17 protein-coding genes are annotated in these 22,546 nt (G+C 65.6%); 7 read left to right on the plus strand and 10 right to left on the minus strand.

Annotation, left to right across the window (positions count from 1 at the left end; all coding sequences use genetic code 11):
- Positions 1–63: 63 nt before the first annotated feature.
- Both AC2CQI_RS08020 and AC2CQI_RS08025 read right to left on the minus strand, forming a co-directional pair.
- Complete coding sequence (locus AC2CQI_RS08020; RefSeq protein WP_075801739.1) at positions 64–2,442, minus strand: TonB-dependent siderophore receptor; 2,379 nt, start codon at positions 2,440–2,442, stop codon at positions 64–66.
- Positions 2,443–2,558: 116 nt separating this feature from the next.
- On the minus strand, positions 2,559–3,500 hold the full coding sequence (locus AC2CQI_RS08025) for a FecR family protein (protein WP_484579817.1): 942 nt from the start codon (positions 3,498–3,500) through the stop codon (positions 2,559–2,561).
- 158 nt (positions 3,501–3,658) lie between these two features.
- On the opposite strand from AC2CQI_RS08025, the gene AC2CQI_RS08030 reads away from it, so the two are divergent.
- The 4 genes from AC2CQI_RS08030 (at position 3,659) to AC2CQI_RS08045 (ending at position 5,595) form a co-directional block, all read left to right on the plus strand.
- Positions 3,659–4,177 carry a sigma-70 family RNA polymerase sigma factor gene (locus AC2CQI_RS08030; protein ID WP_075801737.1) on the plus strand — a complete coding sequence of 173 codons (519 nt, stop codon included), beginning with the start codon at positions 3,659–3,661 and terminating at the stop codon, positions 4,175–4,177.
- 169 nt (positions 4,178–4,346) lie between these two features.
- On the plus strand, positions 4,347–4,733 hold the full coding sequence (locus AC2CQI_RS08035) for a YidH family protein (protein WP_075801736.1): 387 nt from the start codon (positions 4,347–4,349) through the stop codon (positions 4,731–4,733).
- Positions 4,726–5,049 carry a DUF202 domain-containing protein gene (locus AC2CQI_RS08040; RefSeq protein WP_218641230.1) on the plus strand — a complete coding sequence of 108 codons (324 nt, stop codon included), beginning with the start codon at positions 4,726–4,728 and terminating at the stop codon, positions 5,047–5,049. The genes AC2CQI_RS08035 and AC2CQI_RS08040 overlap by 8 nt, the downstream gene beginning before the upstream one ends.
- A gap of 108 nt (positions 5,050–5,157) precedes the next feature.
- Positions 5,158–5,595, plus strand: a complete 438-nt coding sequence (locus tag AC2CQI_RS08045; protein WP_075801734.1) for a carboxymuconolactone decarboxylase family protein — start codon at positions 5,158–5,160, stop codon at positions 5,593–5,595.
- Between the two features lie 50 nt (positions 5,596–5,645).
- Here AC2CQI_RS08045 and AC2CQI_RS08050 read toward each other — a convergent pair whose 3' ends face one another.
- On the minus strand, positions 5,646–6,656 hold the full coding sequence (locus AC2CQI_RS08050) for a helix-turn-helix domain-containing protein (RefSeq protein WP_075801733.1): 1,011 nt from the start codon (positions 6,654–6,656) through the stop codon (positions 5,646–5,648).
- A 176-nt stretch (positions 6,657–6,832) separates the two neighbouring features.
- Between AC2CQI_RS08050 and AC2CQI_RS08055 the strand changes: the two genes are divergently transcribed.
- Genes AC2CQI_RS08055 through AC2CQI_RS08065 form a run of 3 tightly spaced genes read left to right on the plus strand, consistent with a single transcriptional unit; the run spans position 6,833 to position 9,471 of the window.
- Entirely contained in the window at positions 6,833–8,017 is a 1,185-nt protein-coding gene (locus tag AC2CQI_RS08055) for an acetyl-CoA C-acyltransferase family protein (protein WP_484579818.1), read from the plus strand.
- Positions 8,018–8,028: 11 nt separating this feature from the next.
- Entirely contained in the window at positions 8,029–8,880 is an 852-nt protein-coding gene (locus AC2CQI_RS08060) for a 3-hydroxybutyryl-CoA dehydrogenase (RefSeq protein WP_075801731.1), read from the plus strand.
- 6 nt (positions 8,881–8,886) lie between these two features.
- The gene (locus tag AC2CQI_RS08065) at positions 8,887–9,471 is read left to right on the plus strand and encodes a TetR/AcrR family transcriptional regulator (protein ID WP_075801730.1); all 585 of its coding nucleotides are present in this window, start codon (positions 8,887–8,889) and stop codon (positions 9,469–9,471) included.
- 50 nt (positions 9,472–9,521) lie between these two features.
- Here AC2CQI_RS08065 and AC2CQI_RS08070 read toward each other — a convergent pair whose 3' ends face one another.
- From AC2CQI_RS08070 to AC2CQI_RS08100, 7 genes are all read right to left on the minus strand, one after another.
- The gene (locus tag AC2CQI_RS08070; protein WP_484579819.1) at positions 9,522–11,006 is read right to left on the minus strand and encodes an efflux transporter outer membrane subunit; all 1,485 of its coding nucleotides are present in this window, start codon (positions 11,004–11,006) and stop codon (positions 9,522–9,524) included.
- Complete coding sequence (locus tag AC2CQI_RS08075; RefSeq protein ID WP_075801828.1) at positions 11,003–14,116, minus strand: efflux RND transporter permease subunit; 3,114 nt, start codon at positions 14,114–14,116, stop codon at positions 11,003–11,005. The genes AC2CQI_RS08070 and AC2CQI_RS08075 overlap by 4 nt, the downstream gene beginning before the upstream one ends.
- A gap of 103 nt (positions 14,117–14,219) precedes the next feature.
- Positions 14,220–17,315 carry an MdtB/MuxB family multidrug efflux RND transporter permease subunit gene (locus AC2CQI_RS08080; RefSeq protein ID WP_075801728.1) on the minus strand — a complete coding sequence of 1,032 codons (3,096 nt, stop codon included), beginning with the start codon at positions 17,313–17,315 and terminating at the stop codon, positions 14,220–14,222.
- A complete protein-coding gene (locus tag AC2CQI_RS08085; RefSeq protein ID WP_484579820.1) occupies positions 17,312–18,640 on the minus strand; it encodes an MdtA/MuxA family multidrug efflux RND transporter periplasmic adaptor subunit in 1,329 nt (442 codons plus the stop codon). The genes AC2CQI_RS08080 and AC2CQI_RS08085 overlap by 4 nt, the downstream gene beginning before the upstream one ends.
- A 264-nt stretch (positions 18,641–18,904) precedes the next feature.
- Entirely contained in the window at positions 18,905–19,405 is a 501-nt protein-coding gene (gene tpx / locus AC2CQI_RS08090) for a thiol peroxidase (protein WP_075801726.1), read from the minus strand.
- 253 nt (positions 19,406–19,658) lie between these two features.
- Entirely contained in the window at positions 19,659–20,939 is a 1,281-nt protein-coding gene (locus AC2CQI_RS08095; protein WP_075801725.1) for a serine/threonine transporter, read from the minus strand.
- 288 nt (positions 20,940–21,227) lie between these two features.
- On the minus strand, positions 21,228–22,421 hold the full coding sequence (locus tag AC2CQI_RS08100; protein WP_484579821.1) for an amino acid aminotransferase: 1,194 nt from the start codon (positions 22,419–22,421) through the stop codon (positions 21,228–21,230).
- Between the last annotated feature and the right edge of the window lie 125 nt (positions 22,422–22,546).

Raw genomic sequence — 22,546 nt, forward strand, 5'->3', positions numbered from 1 at the left:
GAGCTGGCAAGCCAGCTCCCACAGGTTTTTGACCAGCCGCGAGAACCGGTTTTGACCAGTCACTTACCAGTTGTAGGTCACCGACCCGTACACCGTCCGCTGCTGCCCATACTGGCAGCCCACCGTGCTGAAGCACCCGGCCACGTACTTCTCGTCGAGCAGGTTGTTGGCGTTCAGCGACACCTCCATCCCGTGCAGCGACGCATCGAGCTTGCCCAGGTCATAGGCCACCAGCGCATCGAACAGCGTGTAGCTGTCGACTTTGAAGCTGTTGATGTCGTCACCGTAGGTGCTGCCTACATAGCGCGCCCCCGCCCCCAATCTCAAGCCGGCCAGCGGCCCGCCCTGGAAGATGTAGTCGGCCCAGACCGAGGCCATGTGCTCGGGAATGCGGATCGGCGTATTGCCCTCGGTGCCGAGATCGGATTTGGTCACCTCGACATCGTTCCAGGTGTAGCTGCCGATCAGGTTGAAGCCCTTGCTGATCTCGGTCTTGGCCTCGAACTCGATCCCCCGGGAGCGACGCTCGCCATCCTGGCGGGCCACGCCGGAAACGTACTCCGTGGCATTGCGCTTGGTCAGGTCGAACATCGCGACGGTGTACAGGCTGTTAGCCCCCGGCGGCTCGTACTTCAGGCCCAGCTCGTACTGCTTGCCGCTCTCCGGCGACAACTGGCTGTTGCTGGCGGTCACGCCCATCACCGGGAGGAACGACTCGCTGTAGCTGGCATAAGGCGCCAGGCCGTTGTCGAAGAGGTAGACGATGCCCGCCCGGCCGCTGAACTTTTCGTCCTTCTGGGTCTGCGGATCACGGTCGTCCTTCTGGTTGCTGGCCCAGTCGTAGCGACCGCCAAGCAGGAATACCCAGTTGTCGACCTTCAACTGGTCCTGCAGGTAGACACCGGTCTGCGACAGCTTCTGCTCCCAACTCGCCCTGCTGACCGGCGCGTAGGTCAGCGCCTGGCCGTGCGCCGGGTTGTACACATCGAAGGGTTCGAGGATGAAGTTGAGCGCCTGCTGCTGGTCGAACTTGCCATTGTTGTAGTCCACGCCCATCAGCAAGGTGTGCTCCAGCGGCCCGGTGGCGAAGTTGGCCTGAACCTGGTTGTCCATGGTGAACAGGCGGCCATCGCCCTTGCGCTGGTCGTTGTAGCGCGAATAGTCGCTGCCGACCGGGCCGAAGATGGCGATTTCCGAACTGGACTGGCGGTAGTCGCTGTAGCGCACGTTCTGGCGCAGGGTCCAGACCTCGTCGACATGGTGCTCGAAGACATAGCCCAGGGAGGTCTTCTCGTTGGTCATGAAGTCGTAGGCGCTGTCGCCGACGTTGGTATCGCGGTCCAGGCGGCCACGGGGATCGTGGAACACCGTGCCCTGGGCCGGCAGCGGGTTGGCGAAGTTGCCGGTCTGCTTCTGGTACTCGCCCAGCACCGTCAGCTCGGTATCGGCATTGGGCCGGAAGCTGATCGCGGGGGCCAGGTACTCGCGGCGGTTGGTGATGTCGTCGGCCTGGGCATCGGCCTCGCGGAACAGGCCGGTCAGGCGGTAGCTCCAGACGCCTTCATCGTCCAGGGCATCGCCCAGGTCGAAGGCCGTCTGCTGGTAGTCATGGTTGCCACCCTGCACTTGCACCTGGCGCAACGGTTCGGTGGTGGGCCGCTTGCTCACCAGGTTGATCTGCCCACCGGGGTCCGAGGCGCCGTAGAGCACCGAACTGGCACCACGCAGCACCTCGATGCGCTCCAGGCCATAGGGCTCGGGGGCATCCCAGCCGAGGAACTCGGGGAGGAAGGTCCGGGTGCCGTCACGCAGCATGCGCCCGGTGCCCTGCTGGAAACCGCGGATGGTCAGCTGGTCGGTGACGAACTGCGGACCGGCCAGCTCGGTGTTGATCCCCGGCGTGTAGCGCAGCGCCTGGGACACGGTCTTGGGCTGCTGGGCCTGGATCTGCTCGCGGGTGACCACCGACACCGAATACGGCGTTTCGATGATCGGCGTGTCGGTCTTGCTCCCCGCCGAAGCGCGCTTGGCGACGTAGCCATCATCCGGCGTCACCGAGCTGTAGGCCTGGCCGGAAATACTGGTGCCCGGCAGCACCAGGCTCGCCTCCCCGGCGCTGTCCTGCAGGGTGACGTGGCGGCCATCGATCAGGAAGACGATCGCGGTCCCCTGGAGCATCTGCCGCAGCGCCTGCTCTGGCTCCATCTGCCCGGACACACCCTGGCTGCGCAAGCCGGAGACGATGTCCTGGCTGTAGAGGATCTGCAGCCCGGCCTGGTTGCCCAGGTCGGTCAGCGCCGCAGCCAGGGTCTTGGACGGAATGTCGATCGCTACGGGCTCGGCGCGGACCGACGGCGCCATGGCCATGGCAAGGCCCAGGGTCGCGGCGGCGATGCACTGGCGCAGCCGTTGCGGCGAATGATTCAGCGGGTGGGTGATCATGATGCTCCTGACGATTCTCGTTATGTATTGGCCTGCGCGAGGGATGAAACCGGGCGCATGCCGGATCGACGAACGAGTCGCGGATTTGTTCAGCGAATTGTCGGGAGCGCGTGATTTCAGCGGGCGGAGAGGATCAGCACGCCGTCGCCGCGGCGCAGTTTCACCGGGAGGATCCGTGGCAATGCGGCCACCAGTTGGCCGAGCTCGGCGATGTCGTAGATCCCGCCCAGGCGCAGCTCGGCGATGGCACTGCCGTCCAGTTGCAGAGGCACCTCGAGGTAACGGTTCAACTGCACGATGGCCTCGCGCAGGCTGACGTCATCGAGGATCAGCTTGTCATGGCGCCAGGCCGTGGCCCGCGCCGGATCGACCCGGCGCAGCTGTGGCGCCCGCCCTGGACGAACGTCGGCCTGCAGGCCGGCAGTCAGCTCCGCGCCCTGGTTGGCGCCCTCGCCGTCCTCGCCACGGGAGACCAGCACGGTGCCTTCGGCGACGGTGACGGTGCTCTGCGACGGCGTGGTCCAGACGTTGAAATGGGTGCCGGTCACCCGCACCCGGGCGTTCTCGGTGTTGATCACGAAAGGCTTGTCGGTATCGCGCTGCACATCGAAGAAGGCTTCGCCGTCACGCAGGCGAATCTGCCGCTGGTCACGGTAGCCGAGGTAAAGCAGGCCGGTGCGCCGGTTGAGCTCCACCACACTGCGGTCCGGCAACTGCACCTGGCGACGCAGTTCCTCGGCGGCGTAGTAACGCACGCTGCCCGGCAACACGCCCCACGACCAGCCAGCGCTCCACGCCACCCCCACCGCCAGCAGCACGGCGGCGGCGCGGGCCAGCGGCGGCAGGCGGCGACGCCGGGTCGCCGGCTCCGGCAACTGCTCGCTGACCTGCCACACCCGGCACATGTTGGCGTACTCGATGGCGTGCACCGGATCAGCGTGATACCAGCGCAGGAACGCCGCCCGGTCCGCCGCGCTGCATTCCTCGAAATGCAGGCGCACGCACCAGTCGGCGGCCATCTCGCTCGGGGTTTTCTCAGGCTGGGCAGGGTCGGACATCGGGACGGCCATGGGCGGAAAGTGCGCAAGCTTACTCCATCCGCTTTTGCCCTGGCTGCCCTGGCGCGCCATTTACGAGAGTTGTTGCAAATACTTCTTGATAGCACTAGATTTCCCGACCGTGCGCGCTGACTTCAAGAACGGAACCCAGGTATCCCATGCAAAAAACCGGTGTGGCCCGCGGTGGTTCTCCCTGGCTCGAGGTGTTCTCGACCCAGCGCTCGCGCCTGATCGGCCTGGCCGCGAAGATCATCGGCTGCCGCAGCCACGCCGAGGACATCGTCCACGAGGCGTTTATCAAGGTCGATGACGCCGGCAAGGACCAGCAGATCCAGTCCCGGGTCTCGTACCTCAACCGCGTGGTGCACAACCTGTCGATCGATCATTACCGGCGACGCCAGTTCGAAGACCGGCTGATCAATGCCGAGACTGAATGCGATGAAGCGCCGGTGCCGCCGGGGGCCAATCCGGAGGCGTTGATCTCGGACCAACAGGTGCTGGAGCGGGTCTCGGCCGCCCTCGCCGACCTGCCGGCGCGCACCCGGCAAGCCTTCGAGATGAGCCGCATCCACGGCATGAAGCAGAACGAGATCGCCCGCGCCCTGGGCGTCTCGCCGGCACTGGTCAGCGCGATGATTCGCGAGGCGCTGCTGCACTGTCGGGACCGGGCGCTGTAGGACCCAGGACGGTACTGCCTGCGCGAAGGGAATGCCGGGAAATCGCATTGCACCGGTCAGCCCTGACGCGATCTGCTGTCGGACCTTCTATTGCACTTGCCATCGGCGAACCACATCGCGGAAAGTGCGACGGCCGAATGCTTGACCTTCGCCATCAGGAGAGCACCCCATGACCGACAACACCGACCCCTCCCGCGGCTGGCTCGCGAGCAAGCTCCTCGCCGACGGCCAGGAACCGGACCCGCGCTTCACCCTGGCCAACGAGCGCACCTTCCTCGCCTGGATCCGCACGTCCCTGGCCCTGCTGGCCAGCGGTATCGCGGTAGACATGTTCACTGCCGAGATCTTCTCCTCCGGCACCCGCCGCTTGCTGGCAGTGTCGCTGATCGTCCTTGCGCTGCTGCTGAGCCTGCCGGCCTTCATCCGCTGGCTGAACGTCGAGCGCGCCATGCGCAAGCGCCAGCCGCTGCCCTTCCCGATGATTGCCCCGGCGCTGTCGATCGGGGTGTCGCTGGTGATGGTGATCTTTGCCTGGGCGGTGTTCTTCCGTGCCTGAACTGACCCATGGCGATATCGGCCTGCAACCCGAGCGCACCCTGCTGGCGTGGCGGCGGACCATTCTGGCGATGATCGTCTGCAGCTGCTTTTTCCTGCGCTGGGTTCCCCATCATGGCTGGCTGGCGGTGCTACCGGCCGGGCTGTGCCTGGCGGTGGCGGGCCTGGCGTGGTTGCGCTTGCGGCGACGTTACGCAGTGCAGGTGCAGGGGTTGTGCGCCGAGACCGTGGCCACCGGGGTCAGGGTGCATCTGTTGCTGGCGCTGTGCGTGACGGTGATGTGCATGGTGGAACTGGCGGCGATCGTGCTCTGGTAGCGCCTGCGGGATTGGCCTCCCTGGAAAACCCGGAATTGGCTATTCGGCCAGCCGGACTCTGCACTTAAGGTGTGCTCCATCCCCTGACACACAACGGAGCACCCGCCAATGACCACCCGAATCGAATGGGCCAAGCACGCCCCGGACGCCTACAAAGCCATGGTCGGCCTGGAGCAGGCCATGGTGAAATCCGGCCTGGAGCACTCGCTGCTCGAGCTGATCCGCCTGCGCGCCTCGCAGATCAACGGCTGTGCCTATTGCGTCAACCTGCATGCCAACGATGCGCGCCAGGCCGGCGAAACCGAGGCACGCCTGCAGACCCTCAGCGTCTGGGCCGAGACGAACTTCTTCACCCCACGGGAAAAGGCCGCCCTGGCCTGGGTCGAGAGCCTGACCCGCCTGCCGGAGAAACATGCGCCGCAGCACCAGTACGACGCCCTGCTGGAACACTTCAGCGAAAGCGAAGTGGTCAACCTGACCCTGGCCATCGCCACCATCAATGCCTGGAACCGCTTTGGCGTGGGCTTTGCGATGATCCCGGCGTAGGTTTGTACGAGAAGTGCCTGATCGCCGCGCAGGCACTTCTCGAACAAAGCCTAAGCCTCGGCGAGGCGCTGGCGATAGCTGCCGGGGCTCTCCCCGGTCCACTTCTTGAATGCCCGGTGAAACGCGCTGGGCTCCTGGAAACCGGTCTGCGCAGCGATCTCGGCAACGCTGAGGTCGCTATCGCGCAGGCATTCGAAGGCCATGGCCCGGCGTACTTCGTCCTTGATCTGCTGGAACGAGCAGCCTTCACGTTCCAGTTGGCGCCGGAAGCTGCTCGGGCTCAGGCCCATTTCACCCGCCAGGGCCAGCAAGGTCGGCCACTGGTCGTACTCGGTGCGACGCAGATGCCGGTACACCCGCGCCGCCAGGCCGTTCTGGTTGCGCCAGCGCACCACCAACCCTTGCGGCGCACTGCGCAGGAAGGTCTTCAGCGCGCCAAGGTCCTGTACCACCGGCAACTTCAGGTAGTCGGCGGCAAACTCCACTTCCGTCCGCCCCGCCCCCAATTGCAGGTTCGGCCCCCACAACAGTGCATCGTCCTCGAGCCGCACCCGGGCATCGGTCAGCTCGGTGCGGTCGATTGCAATGCGTCGCCCGCCCAGCCAGCACAGCAGGCTGATCACCAGGACGAGGAAGGTTTCTTCGGCAAAAACCCGGCGCTGCGGATCGTCGATGCACGAGTGCAGGCTGATCACCGCCCGCTGCCCGCGCAGGCTGAGGCTGCCGCGGATATCCCGCAGGAACAGGCTGAAGTTGCCCAGGCACTGGCGCAGGGCCTTTTCCAGGTTGGGCTCCTGGATCAGCCCGCGGCAGATCAGGGCAAAGCTGCCCAGGGGCATGCCGTGGCTGTCGAGGTGGAAGAATTCGTCGTCGAGGGCTTCGATCAGGATCAGCCACAAACGGGCGCACGCCGTCGCCGGCACCCGGGCGCTGCTATCCTCCAGCACCACCGGATCGATACCGGCCTGGCGCAGCAGCGCCGCAGCCCGCGCCGGTTGCTGGCGCAGGGCATACAGCATGATGTGGACGAAGTAGACCGCGACCGAATCGTTTTCCCGCATGAACAGTTCCGCATTGGCGCCCCTGCATTGCAAAAAATGACAGGCACGCTGGACAGTTAAGGCATAGGCCCGGCCCCGCCCCTTGCCTAGACTCGCTGACAATCCGGGCGTGAACCGGGCGTCATTCTCGCAGAGCGGGTGGCGTCATGCCACGCCTTAGCCCATTGGAGTGGATCATGAACAACAACGATATCTATGTAGTCAGCGCCGTGCGCTCGGCCATCGGCACCTTCGGCGGCTCGCTCAAGGACCTGCCCCTGGCCGACCTCGCCACCCACGTCACCCGCGCTGCCCTCGAACGCTCCGGTGTCGCCCCCGAGCAGATCGGCCATGTGGTGATGGGCAACGTGATCCCCACCGAAGCCCGCGACGCCTACCTGGGCCGCGTGGCCGCGATGAACGCCGGGATCCCCAAGGAAACCCCGGCCTTCAACGTCAACCGCCTGTGCGGTTCCGGCCTGCAGGCCATCGTTTCCGCTGCGCAGACCCTGCAACTGGGCGAAGCCGAGGCCGTGCTCGCCGCCGGCGCCGAGGCCATGAGCCGCGGCCCGTACCTGCTGACCCAGGCCCGCTGGGGCGCACGCATGGGCGACATGAAGAGCATCGACTACATGCTCGGCATCCTGCATGACCCGTTCGAAGGCTTCCATATGGGCATCACCGCCGAAAACGTTGCCGCCAAACACGGCATCAGCCGCGAGATGCAGGACGAAGTGGCGATCACCAGCCAGCAGCGCGCCGCCCGCGCCATCGCCGAAGGCCGTTTCGACAGCCAGATCGTCGCCATCGAAGTCCCCGGTCGCAAAGGCCCGGTGCAGTTCAAGGTGGACGAGCATGTGCGCGGTGAGGTCAGCTCCGAGCAACTGGCCGGGATGAAGACCGCGTTCAAGAAGGACGGCAGCGTCACCGCCGGCAACGCCAGCGGCCTGAACGACGGCGCTGCGGCGCTGGTCCTGGCGACCGGGGCGATGGTCGAGCGCGAAGGCCTGAAACCCCTGGCCCGCCTGGTGGCCTACGCCCATGCCGGTGTCGAACCGGAGCTGATGGGCCTTGGTCCCGTGCCAGCCACCCAGAAAGTCCTGGCCAAGGCCGGCATCACGGTCGCCGACCTGGACGTGATCGAGTCCAACGAAGCCTTCGCCGCCCAGGCCTGCGCCGTGTCCAAATTGCTCGGCTTCGACCCGGAGAAGGTCAACCCGAACGGCTCCGGCATCTCCCTGGGCCACCCGGTGGGCGCCACCGGCGCAATCATCGCCACCAAGGCCATCCATGAACTGCAACGCATCCAGGGTCGCTATGCCCTGGCGACCATGTGCATCGGCGGCGGCCAGGGTATCGCCGTCCTGTTCGAACGGGTTTGAGGAATAACCGCATGAGCATTCACAACATCGCCGTGATCGGCGCCGGGACCATGGGCAACGGCATCGCCCAGGTGTGTGCCGTGGCCGGTTACCAGGTCACCCTGATCGACGTGTCCGACGCCGCGCTGGAGCGTGGCGTGGCCACCCTGCGCAAGAACCTGGAGCGCCAGGTCAGCAAGCAGACCCTGCAGGCGGACCAGGCCGAAGCCGCGGTCGGGCGCATTCGCACCAGCACCGACTACGCCCAGTTGAAAGACGCGCAACTGGTGATCGAGGCCGCCACCGAAAATCTCGAGCTCAAGAAGCGCATTCTCCAGCAGGTCGCCGCCAGCGTCAGCGACAGCTGCGTGATCGCCACCAACACCTCGTCGCTGTCCATCACCCAACTGGCCGCCACCGTCAGCCAGCCGGAGCGCTTTATCGGCGTGCACTTCTTCAACCCGGTGCCGATGATGGCCCTGGTCGAGGTGATCCGCGGCCTGCAGACCAATGACGCGACCTACGCCGCGGCCATGGCCCTGACCGGCCAGGTCGGCAAGACCGCGATCACCGCCGGCAACCGTCCGGGCTTCGTGGTCAACCGTATCCTGGTGCCGATGATCAACGAAGCGATCTTCGTGTTGCAGGAAGGCCTGGCCAGTGCCGAGGACATCGACACCGGCATGCGCCTGGGCTGCAACCAGCCGATCGGCCCGCTGGCCCTGGCCGACCTGATCGGCCTGGACACCCTGCTGGCGATCATCGAGGCCTTCCACGAGGGCTTCAACGACAGCAAGTACCGCCCTGCTCCGCTGCTCAAGGAGATGGTCGCGGCCGGCTACCTGGGTCGCAAGAGCGGCCGCGGCTTCCACGTCTACGGGTAAACCGCCATGCCCAGGACCTGCGCCGACTACGAAGAACGCCGCGACAAGGCCCTCGAGCTTTTCGCCCTCAAGGGGTTCGGCCAGGTCAGCATGCGCGAGCTGGCGGCCCATGTGGGCCTGACCGCGGGCTCGCTGTACCACCACTTCCCGAGCAAGCAGCACTTGTTGTTCGACCTGATCGAGGAGCTGTATGAGGAACTGCTGGCGACCTTGCACCCGGTAGGCCGGGGCAAGGCCGTGCGCTTGTCGGCGGTGATCCGCGCCCATTGGGAGTTGCATGGGGAACGGCCGTTGCAGTTCCGCCTGGCGGAGCGCGACCTGTGTTGCCTGAGCGAAGAGCAGCAGGCGTTGATAGCCGGAATGCGCAGGGAATATGAGGCGCGATTGCTCGAGCTGATCGCGCCCTCCAGCCGCCTCGACGGAGCGGCCCTGGAGGCTGCGGCGCAGGTGGTGGCGAGCCTGCTCAACAGCCTGCCGGGCTGGCTGCAGAACTCGGCAGCACCCCAGGCGCAGCGGCTGGCCTTGATGGAAAGCATGTTGCTGGGGGCGATCGAGGGTGGGCTGCCGGTGGGGATCAGTTCGGCGGCTTGAGGCGCTGGCTGAGGGCCTCATCGCCGGCAACGCCGGCTCCCACAGGTATCCTAGTCCTCGGCCGCCGCCATCTGCCCATCCCAGCCACCACCCAGTGCAGCAATCAGCTGGACACTGGCCACCAGCCGGCCCTGCAGCAGGTTCAGCACGCTGCGCTCGTTGCTCAGCGCCGTGGTCTGCACATTCACCACATCCAGATAGCCGATCAAGCCGGCCTTGTACTGGTTCTCGGTCAGGCGCAGGGATTCCCTTGCCGACTCCAGCGCTTGCTGGCGCACCAGCGCTTCATCGCCATATACCTTGAGCTGCACCAGGTAGTTTTCCACCTCGCGGAAGCCGTCCAGCACGGTCTGGCGGTATTGCGCCACGGTCTGGTCATACACCGCTTCGGTACGGTCCACCTCGGCTGAACGCTTGCCCGCATCGAACAGGGTCATGGCCAGGCTCGGCCCCACCGACCAGAAGCGGTTCGGCAGGCTGATCCAGTTGCTGAAGCTGCTACTGCTGTAGCCGCCGTTCATGCTCAGGCTCAGGTCCGGGAAATACGCCGCCCGGGCCACGCCGATATTGGCATTGGCCGCCATGACATTGCGCTCGGCGGCAGCGATGTCGGGACGCCGCTCCAGCAGTTGCGACGGCAGCGACACCGGGATCTGCGGCAAGGCCGGAATACTGTCGGTGGCCGCCAGGGAGAACTCCGCCGGCAGCTTGCCGAGCAACACGGCAATGGCGTTCTCGTACTGGGCGCGCTGCCAGACCAGGTCCACCAGGTCCGCTTCGGTGCTCTTGAGCTGGGTCTGCGCCTGGGCCACCGCGTCCTTGCCGGACACCCCCGCCTGGTACTGGTTCTGGGTCATTTTCAGCGAGCGCTGGTACGCCGCCAGGGTCGCTTCGAGCAGGCGCTTCTGCTCGTCGATCACCCGAAGTTGCAGGTAGTTCTGCACCAGCTCGGACTGCTGGCTGAGGCGGATAGACGCCATGTCGGCAAAGCTCGCCTCGGCGCTGGCCTCGTTGGCATTCAGGCCTTCACGCAACTTGCCCCACAGGTCGATTTCCCAGCTCACCCCCAGTTGCGTGCTGTAGGTATCGCGGATCCCGCTGCTGTTGTTGCTCAGGCTGGAGCTGGAGCTGCCGGTACCCTGGCTCGAACGGTTCTTGCTGGCGCTCAGGCTCAGGCTCGGGAACAACGACGCCCGCGAGCTGCGCACCAGGGCCTGGGCCTGGCGGTACTGGGCTTCGGACTGGCGCACGGTCTGGTTGTTGGCATTCAGCTCGGCGACCAGGCCGTTGAGCTGCGCATCGCCATACAGCTCCCACCAGGCGCCGCGCGCCAGGGCGTCGGACGGCGTGGCCTGGGTCCAGCCCTCGGCGTGCTTGAACGGCACATCGGTGTCCATGGCCGGGCGCTGGTAGTCCGGGCTCAGGGTGCAGGCGCTGAGCATCGCCACGCACAGGCCGGCCGCCAGCAGGCGCGAGCCACGGGCACCGAGCAGGCGCATCAGCGAGGGATCGGAAAGAAACGGACGTTGGCTCATAGCGGGGTTTCCAGGGCAGCATCGGTGCGCACGCCGCGCCAGCGGTTGAAGCGATGGCGTGCACGGTCCAGGTAGAGGTAGACCACCGGGGTGGTGTAGAGCGTAAGGACCTGGCTGAAGACCAGGCCGCCGATGATGGTCAGGCCCAGCGGCTGGCGCATTTCCGAACCTTCGGCACTGCCCAGCAGCAGCGGCAGCGCACCGAGGATCGCCGCCAGGGTGGTCATCAGGATCGGCCGCAGGCGCAGCAGGCAGGCGCGGCGGATCGACTCCTCCGGGCCCAGGCCCTGGTGACGTTCCAGTTGCAAGGCCAGGTCGATCATCAGGATCGCGTTCTTCTTGACCACGCCGATCAGCAGGAACAGCCCCAGCAGCGAGATCAGGCTGAACTCGCCGCCGGTGACGTACAGGGTCAGCAAGGCGCCGACCCCGGCCGACGGCAAGGTCGAGAGGATGGTCAGCGGGTGGATGTAGCTTTCATAGAGGATGCCCAGCACCAGGTACACCAGCACCAGCGCGCCGAGGATCATCAGTGGCTGGCCCTGCTGGGTCTTTACGAAGGCATTGGCGGTACCGCCGAGCTTGGCGATCACGTCCTCGGGCAGGCCCACCGCCGCCACCGCCCGCTCCACCGCGGCCAGGGCCGCGTCAGGGGCGTAGCCTTCGGCGATATCGAAGGAAATATCCTCGGCGGCGAACTGCCCTTCATGGCTGACCCGGTCATCGGCCAGGGTGTTCTCGTAATGGGCGAAGGTGGACAGCGGCACGCGCGCGCCGTCGGCGGTGATCACCTCGACCTGCTCCAGGGTGCTTGGGTCCTGGGCATATTTCGGGTTGATCTCCATCACCACCTGGTACTGGTTGAGGCTGTCGTAGATGGTCGAGATCTGCCGCTGGCTGTAGGCGTTGTTGAGCACTGCGGTGACCATGCTCATGTCGATGCCCAGGCGCTTGGCCTGGTCGCGGTCGACCACCAGCGTCACCTGCTGGGTGCCGCCGCCGTCGCGGGCGTCGATGGCGGTCAGCTCGGGCAGCGCACGCAGGGCGGCGACCACCTTCGGATACCAGGTGCGCAGGGCGGTCAGGTCACCGCTTTGCAGGGTGTACAGGTATTGGGACGTGGTCTGGTCGCGGCCGCCGCCGCCCAGTTGCAGGTCCTGGTCGGCCTGGAGGAACAGGCGCCCGCCCGGGACCAGGGGCATTTCCTTGCGCAGGCGCTCGATCACCTGCTGGGCCGACAGCTTGCGCTCCTTGATCGGCTTCAGGCGCACCAGCACCATGGCATTGTTGGTGCCGCTGTTGCCGCCGATAAAGCCGGCCACGCTCTGCACCGCCGGGTCGGCGAGCAAGGCGCGGCGGTAGATCTCCATTTTCGGCTGCATCACACTGAACGACAGGCCGTCGTCACCGCGCACGAAGCCCATCAGCTGGCCAGTGTCCTGCTGCGGCATCAGGGTCTTGGGCACCACAACGTACAGGGCGATGTTCACGCCGATGGCGACGAACAGGCTGAGCAGGGTCAGGCGCTTGTGGCGCAGGGCCCAGCCCAGGCTGCGGTCGTAGCCGGCGACCATGCGCTGGTTGACCCGCTCGCTCCAGCGTTGCAGGCGGGTCTGCCCGGCAGCCGGGTCGTGGGGCTTGAGCCAGCGCGAGCAGAGCATCGGGGTCAGGGTCAGGGACACCACCAGGGAGACGATGATGGCCGCCGCCAGGGTGATGGAGAATTCGCGGAACAGCGCGTTGACGATGCCGCCCATGAACAGGATGGAAACGAACACCGCCACCAGCGAGACGTTCATCGACAGCAGGGTGAAGCCGACTTCGCTGGCGCCCAGATAGGCCGCGCGCATTGGCGGCTGGCCGTCCTCGATATGCCGGGAGATGTTCTCCAGGACCACGATGGCATCGTCCACCACCAGGCCGGTGGCGAGGATCAGCGCCATCAGCGACAGGTTGTTCAGCGAGAAACCGCACAGGTACATGACCGCGAAGGTGCCCACCAGCGACACCGGTACCGCCAGGGTCGGGATCAGCGAAGCGCGGAAATTGCCGAGGAACAGGTACACCACCAGGATCACCAGGACCACGGCGATCAGCAGGGTGTGCTCGGCTTCCTTGAGGGTCGCCTTGATCACCGGCGAGCGGTCCATGGCGATGTTCAGGGTGACGCTGGACGGCAGCAGGGACTGCAGTGCCGGCAACTGTTCCTTGATCTGCGCCACGGTCTCGATGATGTTGGCGTTGGTCTGCCTGTTGATCACCAGCAGCACCGCTTCCTGGTCATTGAAGAAGCCGCTGTTGTAGCGGTTCTCCACGCCATCGCTGACCTTGGCCACATCGCTCAGGCGCAGCACCGAGCCGTCCTGGTAGCGGATCACCAGCGGTTCGTAGTCCTTGGCCTTTTCCAGCTGGTCGTTGGCCCGTACCTGCCAGTTGCGCTCCGGGTCCTCGACGAAGCCCATGGGCCGGCGCTGGTTGGCCGCAGCCACGCTGGCGCGCACGTCGTCCAGGGCCAGGCCGTACTGGGCGAGCATTTTCGGTTGCAGCTCGATGCGCACCGCCGGCAGCGAACTGCCGCCGATCTGCACCTCCCCTACCCCGCTCACCTGGGACAGGCTCTGGGACAGGATGGTCGAGGCCAGGTCGTAGAGCTGGCCTTTCTGCAAAACGTCCGAGGTCAGCGACAGCACCATGATCGGCGCCTGCGACGGGTTGATCTTCTTGTAGGTAGGCATGCTTTTCATGCCACTGGGCAGCAGGTTGCGCGCGGCGTTGATGGCCGCCTGCACTTCCCGCGCGGCACCGTCGATATCGCGGTCCAGGTCGAAGCCGAGGATGACCCGGGTCGAGCCCTGGCTGGAGCTGCTGGTCAGGGTGGTGACCCCGGCGATGGTGCCGAGCTTGCGCTCCAGCGGCGTGGCCACGGTGGCCGCCATCACCTCGGGGCTGGCCCCGGGCAGGCTGGCCGAGACCACGATCACCGGGAAGTCCATCTTCGGCAGCGGCGCCACTGGCAGCAGGCCGAAGCTCACCGCCCCCAGGAGCATGATTGCCAGGCTCAGGAGCATGGTCGCCACCGGGCGACGGATAAAGGGTCCGGAGAGGTTCAATGGCAGCTCCAAGCGGCAAGCTTCAAGCCGCAAGAAAGTACGCGAACAGCCGCCATTACCCGGTTCTCTTGCCGCTTGCAGCTTGAAGCTTGCTGCTGCCAGGTCATACCGGCTCTCCCACGACTTCGCGCTTGTTGAAACGCCGCGACAGGCGATCGAAGTACAGGTAGATCACCGGAGTGGTGAACAGGGTGAGGATCTGGCTCAGGGCCAGGCCGCCGACCATCACCAGGCCCAGGGGCTGGCGCAGCTCGGCGCCGGAACCGCTGGCAAACATCAGTGGCAGCGCACCGAACAGCGCCGCCAGGGTGGTCATAAGGATCGGCCGGAAGCGCAGCAGCGCCGCCTGGTAGATGGCCTTTTCCGGGTCCATGCCCTGGTTGCGCTCCGCCTCCAGGGCGAAGTCGATCATCATGATCGCGTTCTTCTTGACGATGCCGATCAGCAGGATGATGCCGATGATGGCGATCATCCCCAGGTCGTTGCCGCTGAGGATCAGCGCGAGCAAGGCGCCCACCGCCGCCGACGGCAGGGTCGAGAGGATGGTCACCGGGTGGATGTAGCTCTCGTAGAGCACGCCCAGCACGATGTACATGGTCACCACGGCGGCGAGGATCAGCAGCAAGGTGCTCGACAGCGAGGCCTGGAAGGCTTCCGCCGCGCCCTGGAAGCGGGTCTGCACGCCCAGCGGCATGCCGATGTCCTTCTGCACCTGCTCGATCAGTTGCACGCCCTCGCCCAGGGACACGCCCTCGGCCAGGTTGAACGACATCATCACCGCCGGGAACTGGCCGATATGGGCGATCGCCAGTTGCGCCTGGCGCTCCTCGACCCTGGCCAGGGCCGACAGGCGCACCTGGCTGCCGGCGGTGGTCTTGACGTAGATGCCGTCCAGCGCCTTGGGCCCAAGAGTCGAGGCGGCTTCGGCCTGGAGCACCACGCGGTACTGGCTGGCCTGGGTGTAGATGGTCGAGATCTGCCGCTGGCCGAAGGCGTCGTACAGGGCGTTGGTGATTTCCGAAACGGTCACGCCGAGGCGGCTGGCGGCGTCGCGGTCGATCACCAGGAACACTTGCAGGCCCTTGTCCTGCAGGTCGCTGGCGACATCGGTGAGCTGCGGGTACTGCTGCAGGGAGTGGACCAGCTTGTCGCTCCACTCCGACAGCATCGCGGCATCCGGCGACGACAGGCTGAACTGGTACTGGGTGCGGCTGACCCGGTCCTCGATACTCAGGTCCTGCACCGGCTGCATGAACAGGCGGATGCCACTGAGACGGTCGACCCTGGGTTGCAGGCGGGCGATCACCTGGGCGGCCGTGAGGTCACGCTCGCCGTGGGCCTTGAGGTTGATCAGCAAGCGCCCGCTGTTGAGCGTGGCGTTGTCGCCATCGACACCGATATAGGACGACAGGCTCTCCACCGCCGGGTCTTCGAGGATCAGCGCTGCCAGTTCCTGCTGGCGCTGGCTCATGGCGGCGAAGGACGTGGCTTGCGGCGCTTCGGAAATGCCCTGGATCACCCCGGTGTCCTGCACCGGGAAGAAGCCCTTGGGCACGGCGATATACAGCAGCACGGTCAGGCCCAGGGTCGCCACCGCCACCAGCAGGGTCAGTGGCTGGTGCTTGAGCACCCATTGCAGGCCGCGGCCGTAATGTTCGATCAGCCAGTCGATCCAGGCACCGCTGGCGCGGTAGAAGCGGCTCTGCTCCTCTTCCTTGGGCTCGCGCTTGAGCAGGCGCGCGCACATCATCGGGGTCAGGGTCAGGGACACCACCAGGGAAATCAGGATCGCCACCGCCAGGGTGATGGCGAACTCGCGGAACAACCGCCCGACCACATCGGCCATGAACAGCAGCGGGATCAGCACCGCGATCAGCGAGAAGGTCAGGGAGATCAGGGTGAAGCCGATCTGCCGCGCGCCCTTGAGCGCCGCCTGCATGGGCGTCTCGCCTTCCTCGATATGCCGGGCGATGTTCTCCAGCATGACGATGGCGTCGTCCACCACGAAGCCGGTGGCGATGGTCAGGGCCATCAAGGTCAGGTTGTTGATCGAGAAACCGGCCAGGTACATGACGCCGAAGGTGCCGATCAGCGACAGCGGCACGGCGATGGACGGAATCAGGGTCGCGCTGAGACGGCGCAGGAACAGGAAGGTGACCATCACCACCAGGGCGATGGCGAACAGCAGTTCGTGCTGCACGTCGCGCACCGAGGCGCGGATGGTCTGGGTGCGGTCGGTGAGCACGGTGACATCGAGGCCGGCCGGCAGGTTGTCGGTGATTTCCGGGAGCAGGGTCTTGATCCGGTCGACCACCTCGATCACGTTGGCCCCGGGCTGGCGCTGGATATTCACCAGCACCGCCTGGTTCTGGTTGGCCCAGGCGGCCAGGCGCTCGTTCTCGGCGCCGTCGACGATCTCGGCGACATCCTTCAGGCGCAGCGGCGCGCCGTTGTTGTAGGCGAGGATCAGGTTGGCGTATTCCTCGGGGGAACGCAGCTGGTCGTTGGCATCGAGCATCGACACCCGGGTCGGGCCGTCGAAGTTGCCCTTGGGCTGGTTGACGTTGGAGGCGCCGATCAGGGTGCGCACGTCGGCCAGGTTCAGCCCGGCGGCCGCCAGAGCCTCGGGGTTGACCTTGATCCGCACCGCCTGGCGCTGGCCGCCGGCGATGCTGACCATGCCGACGCCGCTGATCTGGGCGATCTTCTGCGCCATGCGCGTATCGACCAGGTCGTTGAGCTTGGGCAGCGGCATGGTCTTCGAGGAAATCGCCAGGGTCAGCACCGGGGTATCCGCCGGGTTGACCTTGTTGTACACCGGCGGCGCCGGCAGGTCGCTGGGCAGCAGGTTGCTGGCGGCGTTGATCGCCGCCTGGACCTGCTGCTCGGCGACGTCCATGTTCATTTCCAGGCTGAAGCGCAGGGTCAGCACCGAGGCGCCCCCGGAGCTGGTCGAGGCCATCTGCTCCAGGCCTGGCATCTGCCCGAACTGGCGCTCCAGCGGCGCGGTCACCGCGCTGGTCATCACCTGCGGGCTGGCGCCCGGGTACAGGGTCATGACCCGGATGGTCGGGTAATCCACCTGGGGCAGCGCCGCCACTGGCAGCAGCCGGTAGGCGATCAGGCCGGCCAGGACGATGGCCAGCATGCTCAGGGTGGTGGCGACCGGGCGGAGAATGAACAGGCGCGAGAGGTTCATGCGCCAGCCTTGGTGGTGGTGGCCGGGGCTTCGGAAACCTCAGGCTTGTCCTGGCCCTGCAGGTGCTGGCCGGGGGTGGCCGGGACCTTGGCCGGATCGTCCACCACATCGACCTTGGTGCCGTCGCGCAGACGGTCGGTGCCTTCCAGCACGACCCGCTCGCCCTTGGCCAGGCCTTCCTTGACCACGGTCTGCTCGCCATCGCTGGCACCGACCTTGAGGTTGCGGATATGCACCTTGCTTTCGTCGTCGATCACGTAGACGAAGGTGCCGTTGTTGCCGAACTGGATCGCCGCCGACGGCGCAAGCACCACGTTCTTCAGGGTGTCGGCCAGCAGGCGGGCGTTGACGAACTGGTTGGGGAACAGAGCTTCGTCCCGGTTCTCGAAACGCGCCTTGAATTTCAGGGTACCGGTGGTGATGTCGATCTGGTTGTCGATGCTCGCCAGCACGCCGGTAGCCTGCTGACGGGTGTCGCCACGGTCCCAGGCCTCGACCGGCAGCGGCGCACCGCTGCGGAAGCGGGTGAGCACGGTGTCCAGTTCGTTTTCCGGCAGGGTGAAGGCCACGGTAATTGGCTGGGTCTGGGTGATCACCACCAGGGCGGTGGTGTCGTTGGCGGCCACCAGGTTGCCGAGGTCGAGCTGGCGCAGGCCGAGGCGACCGGCGATGGGGGCGCGGATCTTGGTGAAGTCGAGATTCAGCTTCGCGTCGCCGACCGCCGCCTGGTTGGTCTTGATCGTGCCTTCGTACTGCGCAACCAGGGCCGCCTGGGTGTCGAGGGTCTGCTTGGCGATGCTGTCTTCGGCGTACAGGCCTTTATAGCGGGCCAGGTCGATCTGCGCGTTCTTCAGTTGCGCCTGGTTCTGCGCCAGCGTGCCTTCGGCCTGCTGCAGGGCGATCTGGTAGCTGCGCGGGTCGATCTCGGCGAGCAGGTCGCCGGCCTTCACCTGCTGGCCTTCCTTGAAGTGGACCTTGACCAGCTCCCCCGCCACCCGGCTGCGCACGTTGACCGTATTGGTCGCGGTCACGGTGCCCAGGGCCTTGTAGTAGACCGGGAAGTCGCCGACCGTGGCCGGTGCCACGCGCACTGGCACGCTGGCGGTGGACGTGCCGAAGCCCGGCCGCCCGCCGCCGGCACCGGCCATGGCCCCGCGGCGCCCGCCGGGATGGCCCTTGGCCTCACCCTGGGCAGTCGGCGTGGCAGGGGTCTGCGCGCTGGGCCACAGCCACCAGCACAGGCCGGCAATGACCAGCAGAATCAACAGGCTGAAGAGCCAGCGGCGGGAAGAACGGGAGGAAGATTGCATCGGGTTCTCGACCATGAGTACGCAGGAAACTTTTAAGGAGGCTGAACGATAAGCACTCGAGACGTTTTAGCAAAGCGCCTTTACCGGCAATTTACTGATTACTGACGTTGCCAAGTTTCTGAACTTTAATGGAAAAGCTTCAAGCTTTAAGCCACAAGCCATAAGAAAGAGCCCGCCAGCGCCGCGCCTGCTTTTACTTGCAGCTTGCGGCTTGAAGCTTGTAGCTAAAAAAAACGGCCTGGACTAAGCCAGGCCGTTTCAAGGTGTTGCCAGAGCGTCTTACTTCAGGACGGCCAGGGCGGCGTCATAGTTGGGCTCTTCGGCGATTTCCCCAACCAGTTCGCTGTGCAGGACCTTGTCGTTCTCGTCCAGGACCACGACCGCACGGGCAGCCAGGCCGGCCAGCGGGCCGTCGGCGATGGCCACGCCGTAGGTTTCCAGGAACTCGCGGCCGCGCAGGGTCGACAGGTTCTGGACGTTGCTCAGGCCTTCGGCGCCGCAGAAACGGGCCTGGGCGAATGGCAGGTCGGCGGAGATGCACAGCACGACGGTGTTGGCGATGTCGTTGGCCTGGGCGTTGAACTTGCGCACGGAGGTGGCGCAGGTCGGGGTGTCGACGCTCGGGAAGATGTTCAGCACTTTGCGCTTGCCGGCGAAGTCTTTCAGCGACTTGTCAGCCAGGCCTTCGCCAACCAGCGAGAAGGCCGGAGCCTGGGCGCCAGCTTTCGGCAGTTCGCCTTTGACTTGAACCGGGTTGCCTTTGAGAGTCACTTGAGCCATGAGCGGAGTCCTTGTTCGGGGATTGAAAGGACCCAGAGTTAAGCATGAAAGTGCGCTGGCACCTATGGGGGAATGCAAATTGTTGAATTGTCGGACGTTTTTTGTGGACAATCGTGTCGTACAAAAACCGACAAGTCACCACAAAACCCTGTGGGAGCTGGCTTGCCAGCGATGAGGCCATCAATGACAAAGATATTGTCAGATAGGGCCCTATCGCTGGCAAGCCAGCTCCCACAGGGGTTATGCGCTCGGCTTACGGCAGCAGCGAATAGACGACGGAAGACAGCGCCACCAGCCCCACCGCCACCACGAACACATTCGACGCCTTGCCACTGTACTTGCGCATCGCCGGGACCTTGCGGATGGCGTACATCGGCATCAGGAACAGGATCGCCGCGATCACCGGGCCGCCCATCGACTCGATCATGCCGAGGATGCTCGGATTGAGGGTGGCGACGATCCAGCACACCACCAGCATCAGCGCAGCGGTCACCCGGTCCAGGGTCTTGGCCGCCGGGCGCTTGCCGGTCTTGAGGATGATCCCTTTCAGGCCCTCGCTGGCACCGATGTAGTGCCCCAGGAACGACTTGGCAATAGCGACGAAGGCAATCAGCGGTGCGGCGAAGGCGATGGTCGGGTTGCTGAAGTGGTTGGCCAGGTACGACAGGATCGACAGGTTCTGTGCCTTGGCCTCGGCCAGTTGCGCCGGGGACAGGGTCAGCACGCAACTGAACACGAAGAACATCACCATCGCCACCATCAGCAGGTGGGCGCGGGCCAGGATCTGCCCGCTGCGCTCGTCGGCGTGGGCGCCGTAGCGGCGTTTCTGGGCAACGGCGAAGGCCGAGATGATCGGCGAGTGGTTGAACGAGAAGACCATCACCGGGATCGCCAGCCACAGGGTATGCAGGAAGGCGCCGCCGCTCGGCACATCGCCGGCGGTGCTGAGGATCCCGCCGTTCCAGTGCGGCACCAGGAACACCGCGAGGAACGCCAGGGCGACGATGAACGGGTAGACCAGCAGGCTCATGGCCTTGACCGTGGCCTGCTCGCCGCAGCGCACGATGCCCAGCAGGCCGAGGATCAGCACGAACGACAGCAGCGCCCGCGGTGGCGGCTGGATATGCAGCTGGTGCTCCAGGAAGCTGCCGACGGTGTTGGTCAGGGCCACCGAGTAGATCAGCAGGATCGGGAAGATGGCGAGGAAGTACAGGACGGTAATCATTGCCCCGGCGCTCAGGCCGAAGTGCTCTTCCACCACCTCGGTGATATCGCCGTCGTTGCGGCCGGAGAGGACGAAGCGGGTCAGGCCGCGGTGGGCGTAATAGGTCATCGGGAAGGCCAGCAGCGCCAGGATCAGCAGCGGCCAGAAACCGCCGAGGCCGGCGTTGATCGGCAGGAACAGCGTACCGGCGCCGATGGCGGTGCCGAACAGGCCGAGCATCCAGGTGGTGTCATGACGATCCCAGCGCGCAAGGCTCGCCGCCGGGGTGGATTCGAAGCGTTGTTCAACGCTCGGGGACTGCTCGTTCATTCCGGGTGAAGCTCCACTCGCAAGACTGCAACAGCGCCGGAAGTGGCTGAATAGACGCCTCAGCACACCCCGGCCATAAAAGAGGGGCGCGATTGTGCGCTGAAAGGTTGCACTTTTAAAGCCCTGTCCGAGGAATGGTTGCACCTTTGCGGTGCATGGACAGCAGGTTTTGACGGTGTTGCTGATGGCCTCATCGCTGGCAAGCCAGCTCCCACAGAGACCGCGTGCCCCGCGAATCCTGTGGGAGCTGGCTTGCCAGCGATAGGGCCCTAAAAGCCACTAGAAGACTTACTGGACCGCAGCGATCGCCTCAGCCACCTGCTGCAGGTTGTCCGGACGCAGCCCCGACATGCACACCCGGCCGCTGTCGATCAGGTACACGCCGAACTCGTCGCGCAGACGGCGCACCTGGGCCACGCTCAGGCCGGTGTAGCTGAACATCCCGCGCTGGCTGAGGAAGAACGAGAAGTCCTGGCCCGGCAGCAAAACCGCCAGGGCATCCACCAGCCCCTGGCGCATGTCGAGGATGCGCAGGCGCATCTGCTCCACTTCCGCCGCCCACTGGGCATTCAGGCCGGCATCGTTCAACACGGTAGCCACCAGCTGCGCACCGAACGCCGGCGGGCTGGAGTAGTTGCGGCGCACGGTGGCCTTGAGCTGGCCGAGCACGCTGGCCTGGGTCGCGGCGTCGTCACAGACCACCGACAGGCCGCCGACCCGCTCGCCGTACAGCGAGAAGATCTTCGAGAACGAGTTGCTGACCAGGCACGGCACGCCGGCACGGGCCGCTTCGCGGATGGCGAAGGCGTCCTCGGCCAGGCCTTCGCCGAAGCCCTGGTAGGCGATATCGAGGAACGGGATCAGGTTGCGCGCCTTGACCACCTCGATCACCTGCTGCCATTGCGCCTGGTTCAGGTCGACACCCGTAGGGTTATGGCAGCACGGGTGGAGCAGGACGATGCTGTTGGCCGGCAGGGTCTGCAGGGCCGCCAGCATGCCGTCGAAGTTGACACCACGGGTGGCCTGGTCGAAGTACGGGTAGGTATTCACCTTGAACCCGGCGCCTTCGAAGATGGCGCGGTGGTTGTCCCAGGTCGGATCGCTGACCCACACCTGCGACTCGGGGAAGTAGCGCTTGAGGAAGTCGGCACCGACTTTCAGCGCGCCGGAACCGCCAACGGTCTGCACGGTGGCGACGCGGCCGTCGGTCACCGCCGGGTGGTCGGCACCGAACAGCAGGTTCTGGATCGCCTGGCGGTAACCGGCCAGGCCTTCCATCGGCAGGTACAGCGAGGCTTCGTGGGGCTTGTCGGCCAGGCGCTTCTCGGCCTCGCCCACGGCTGCCAGTTGCGGCACCACGCCAGCGGCGTCGTAGTACAGGCCGATGCTCAGGTTGACCTTGTTGGCACGCGGATCGGTCTTGAACGTTTCCATCAGGGACAGAATCGGGTCACCAGCATAGGCATCGACATGTTTGAACACAGCGCACAACTCCTTGGGGAGGATGAATCGAACAAAGTGTGTCGAGGATACCCGGAGTCAGGGCGCAGGAACATGCCCTTGGTGCAAGGGTTTTGTGCGCTCGCGCATGATCTGGAGAACGCCGC

The organism is Pseudomonas sp. P2S-1, from assembly GCF_057197725.1.

What these genes read in the sequence shown, in the direction of transcription:
- AC2CQI_RS08020 (WP_075801739.1), bottom strand. Translation starts at nt 2,442, where the DNA reads ATGATCACCCACCCGCTGAATCATTCGCCGCAACGGCTGCGCCAGTGC.
- AC2CQI_RS08025 (WP_484579817.1), bottom strand. Translation starts at nt 3,500, where the DNA reads ATGTCCGACCCTGCCCAGCCTGAGAAAACCCCGAGCGAGATGGCCGCC.
- AC2CQI_RS08030 (WP_075801737.1), top strand. Translation starts at nt 3,659, where the DNA reads ATGCAAAAAACCGGTGTGGCCCGCGGTGGTTCTCCCTGGCTCGAGGTG.
- AC2CQI_RS08035 (WP_075801736.1), top strand. Translation starts at nt 4,347, where the DNA reads ATGACCGACAACACCGACCCCTCCCGCGGCTGGCTCGCGAGCAAGCTC.
- AC2CQI_RS08045 (WP_075801734.1), top strand. Translation starts at nt 5,158, where the DNA reads ATGACCACCCGAATCGAATGGGCCAAGCACGCCCCGGACGCCTACAAA.
- AC2CQI_RS08050 (WP_075801733.1), bottom strand. Translation starts at nt 6,656, where the DNA reads ATGCGGGAAAACGATTCGGTCGCGGTCTACTTCGTCCACATCATGCTG.
- AC2CQI_RS08055 (WP_484579818.1), top strand. Translation starts at nt 6,833, where the DNA reads ATGAACAACAACGATATCTATGTAGTCAGCGCCGTGCGCTCGGCCATC.
- AC2CQI_RS08060 (WP_075801731.1), top strand. Translation starts at nt 8,029, where the DNA reads ATGAGCATTCACAACATCGCCGTGATCGGCGCCGGGACCATGGGCAAC.
- AC2CQI_RS08065 (WP_075801730.1), top strand. Translation starts at nt 8,887, where the DNA reads ATGCCCAGGACCTGCGCCGACTACGAAGAACGCCGCGACAAGGCCCTC.
- AC2CQI_RS08070 (WP_484579819.1), bottom strand. Translation starts at nt 11,006, where the DNA reads ATGAGCCAACGTCCGTTTCTTTCCGATCCCTCGCTGATGCGCCTGCTC.
- AC2CQI_RS08080 (WP_075801728.1), bottom strand. Translation starts at nt 17,315, where the DNA reads ATGAACCTCTCGCGCCTGTTCATTCTCCGCCCGGTCGCCACCACCCTG.
- AC2CQI_RS08085 (WP_484579820.1), bottom strand. Translation starts at nt 18,640, where the DNA reads ATGGTCGAGAACCCGATGCAATCTTCCTCCCGTTCTTCCCGCCGCTGG.
- tpx (WP_075801726.1), bottom strand. Translation starts at nt 19,405, where the DNA reads ATGGCTCAAGTGACTCTCAAAGGCAACCCGGTTCAAGTCAAAGGCGAA.
- AC2CQI_RS08095 (WP_075801725.1), bottom strand. Translation starts at nt 20,939, where the DNA reads ATGAACGAGCAGTCCCCGAGCGTTGAACAACGCTTCGAATCCACCCCG.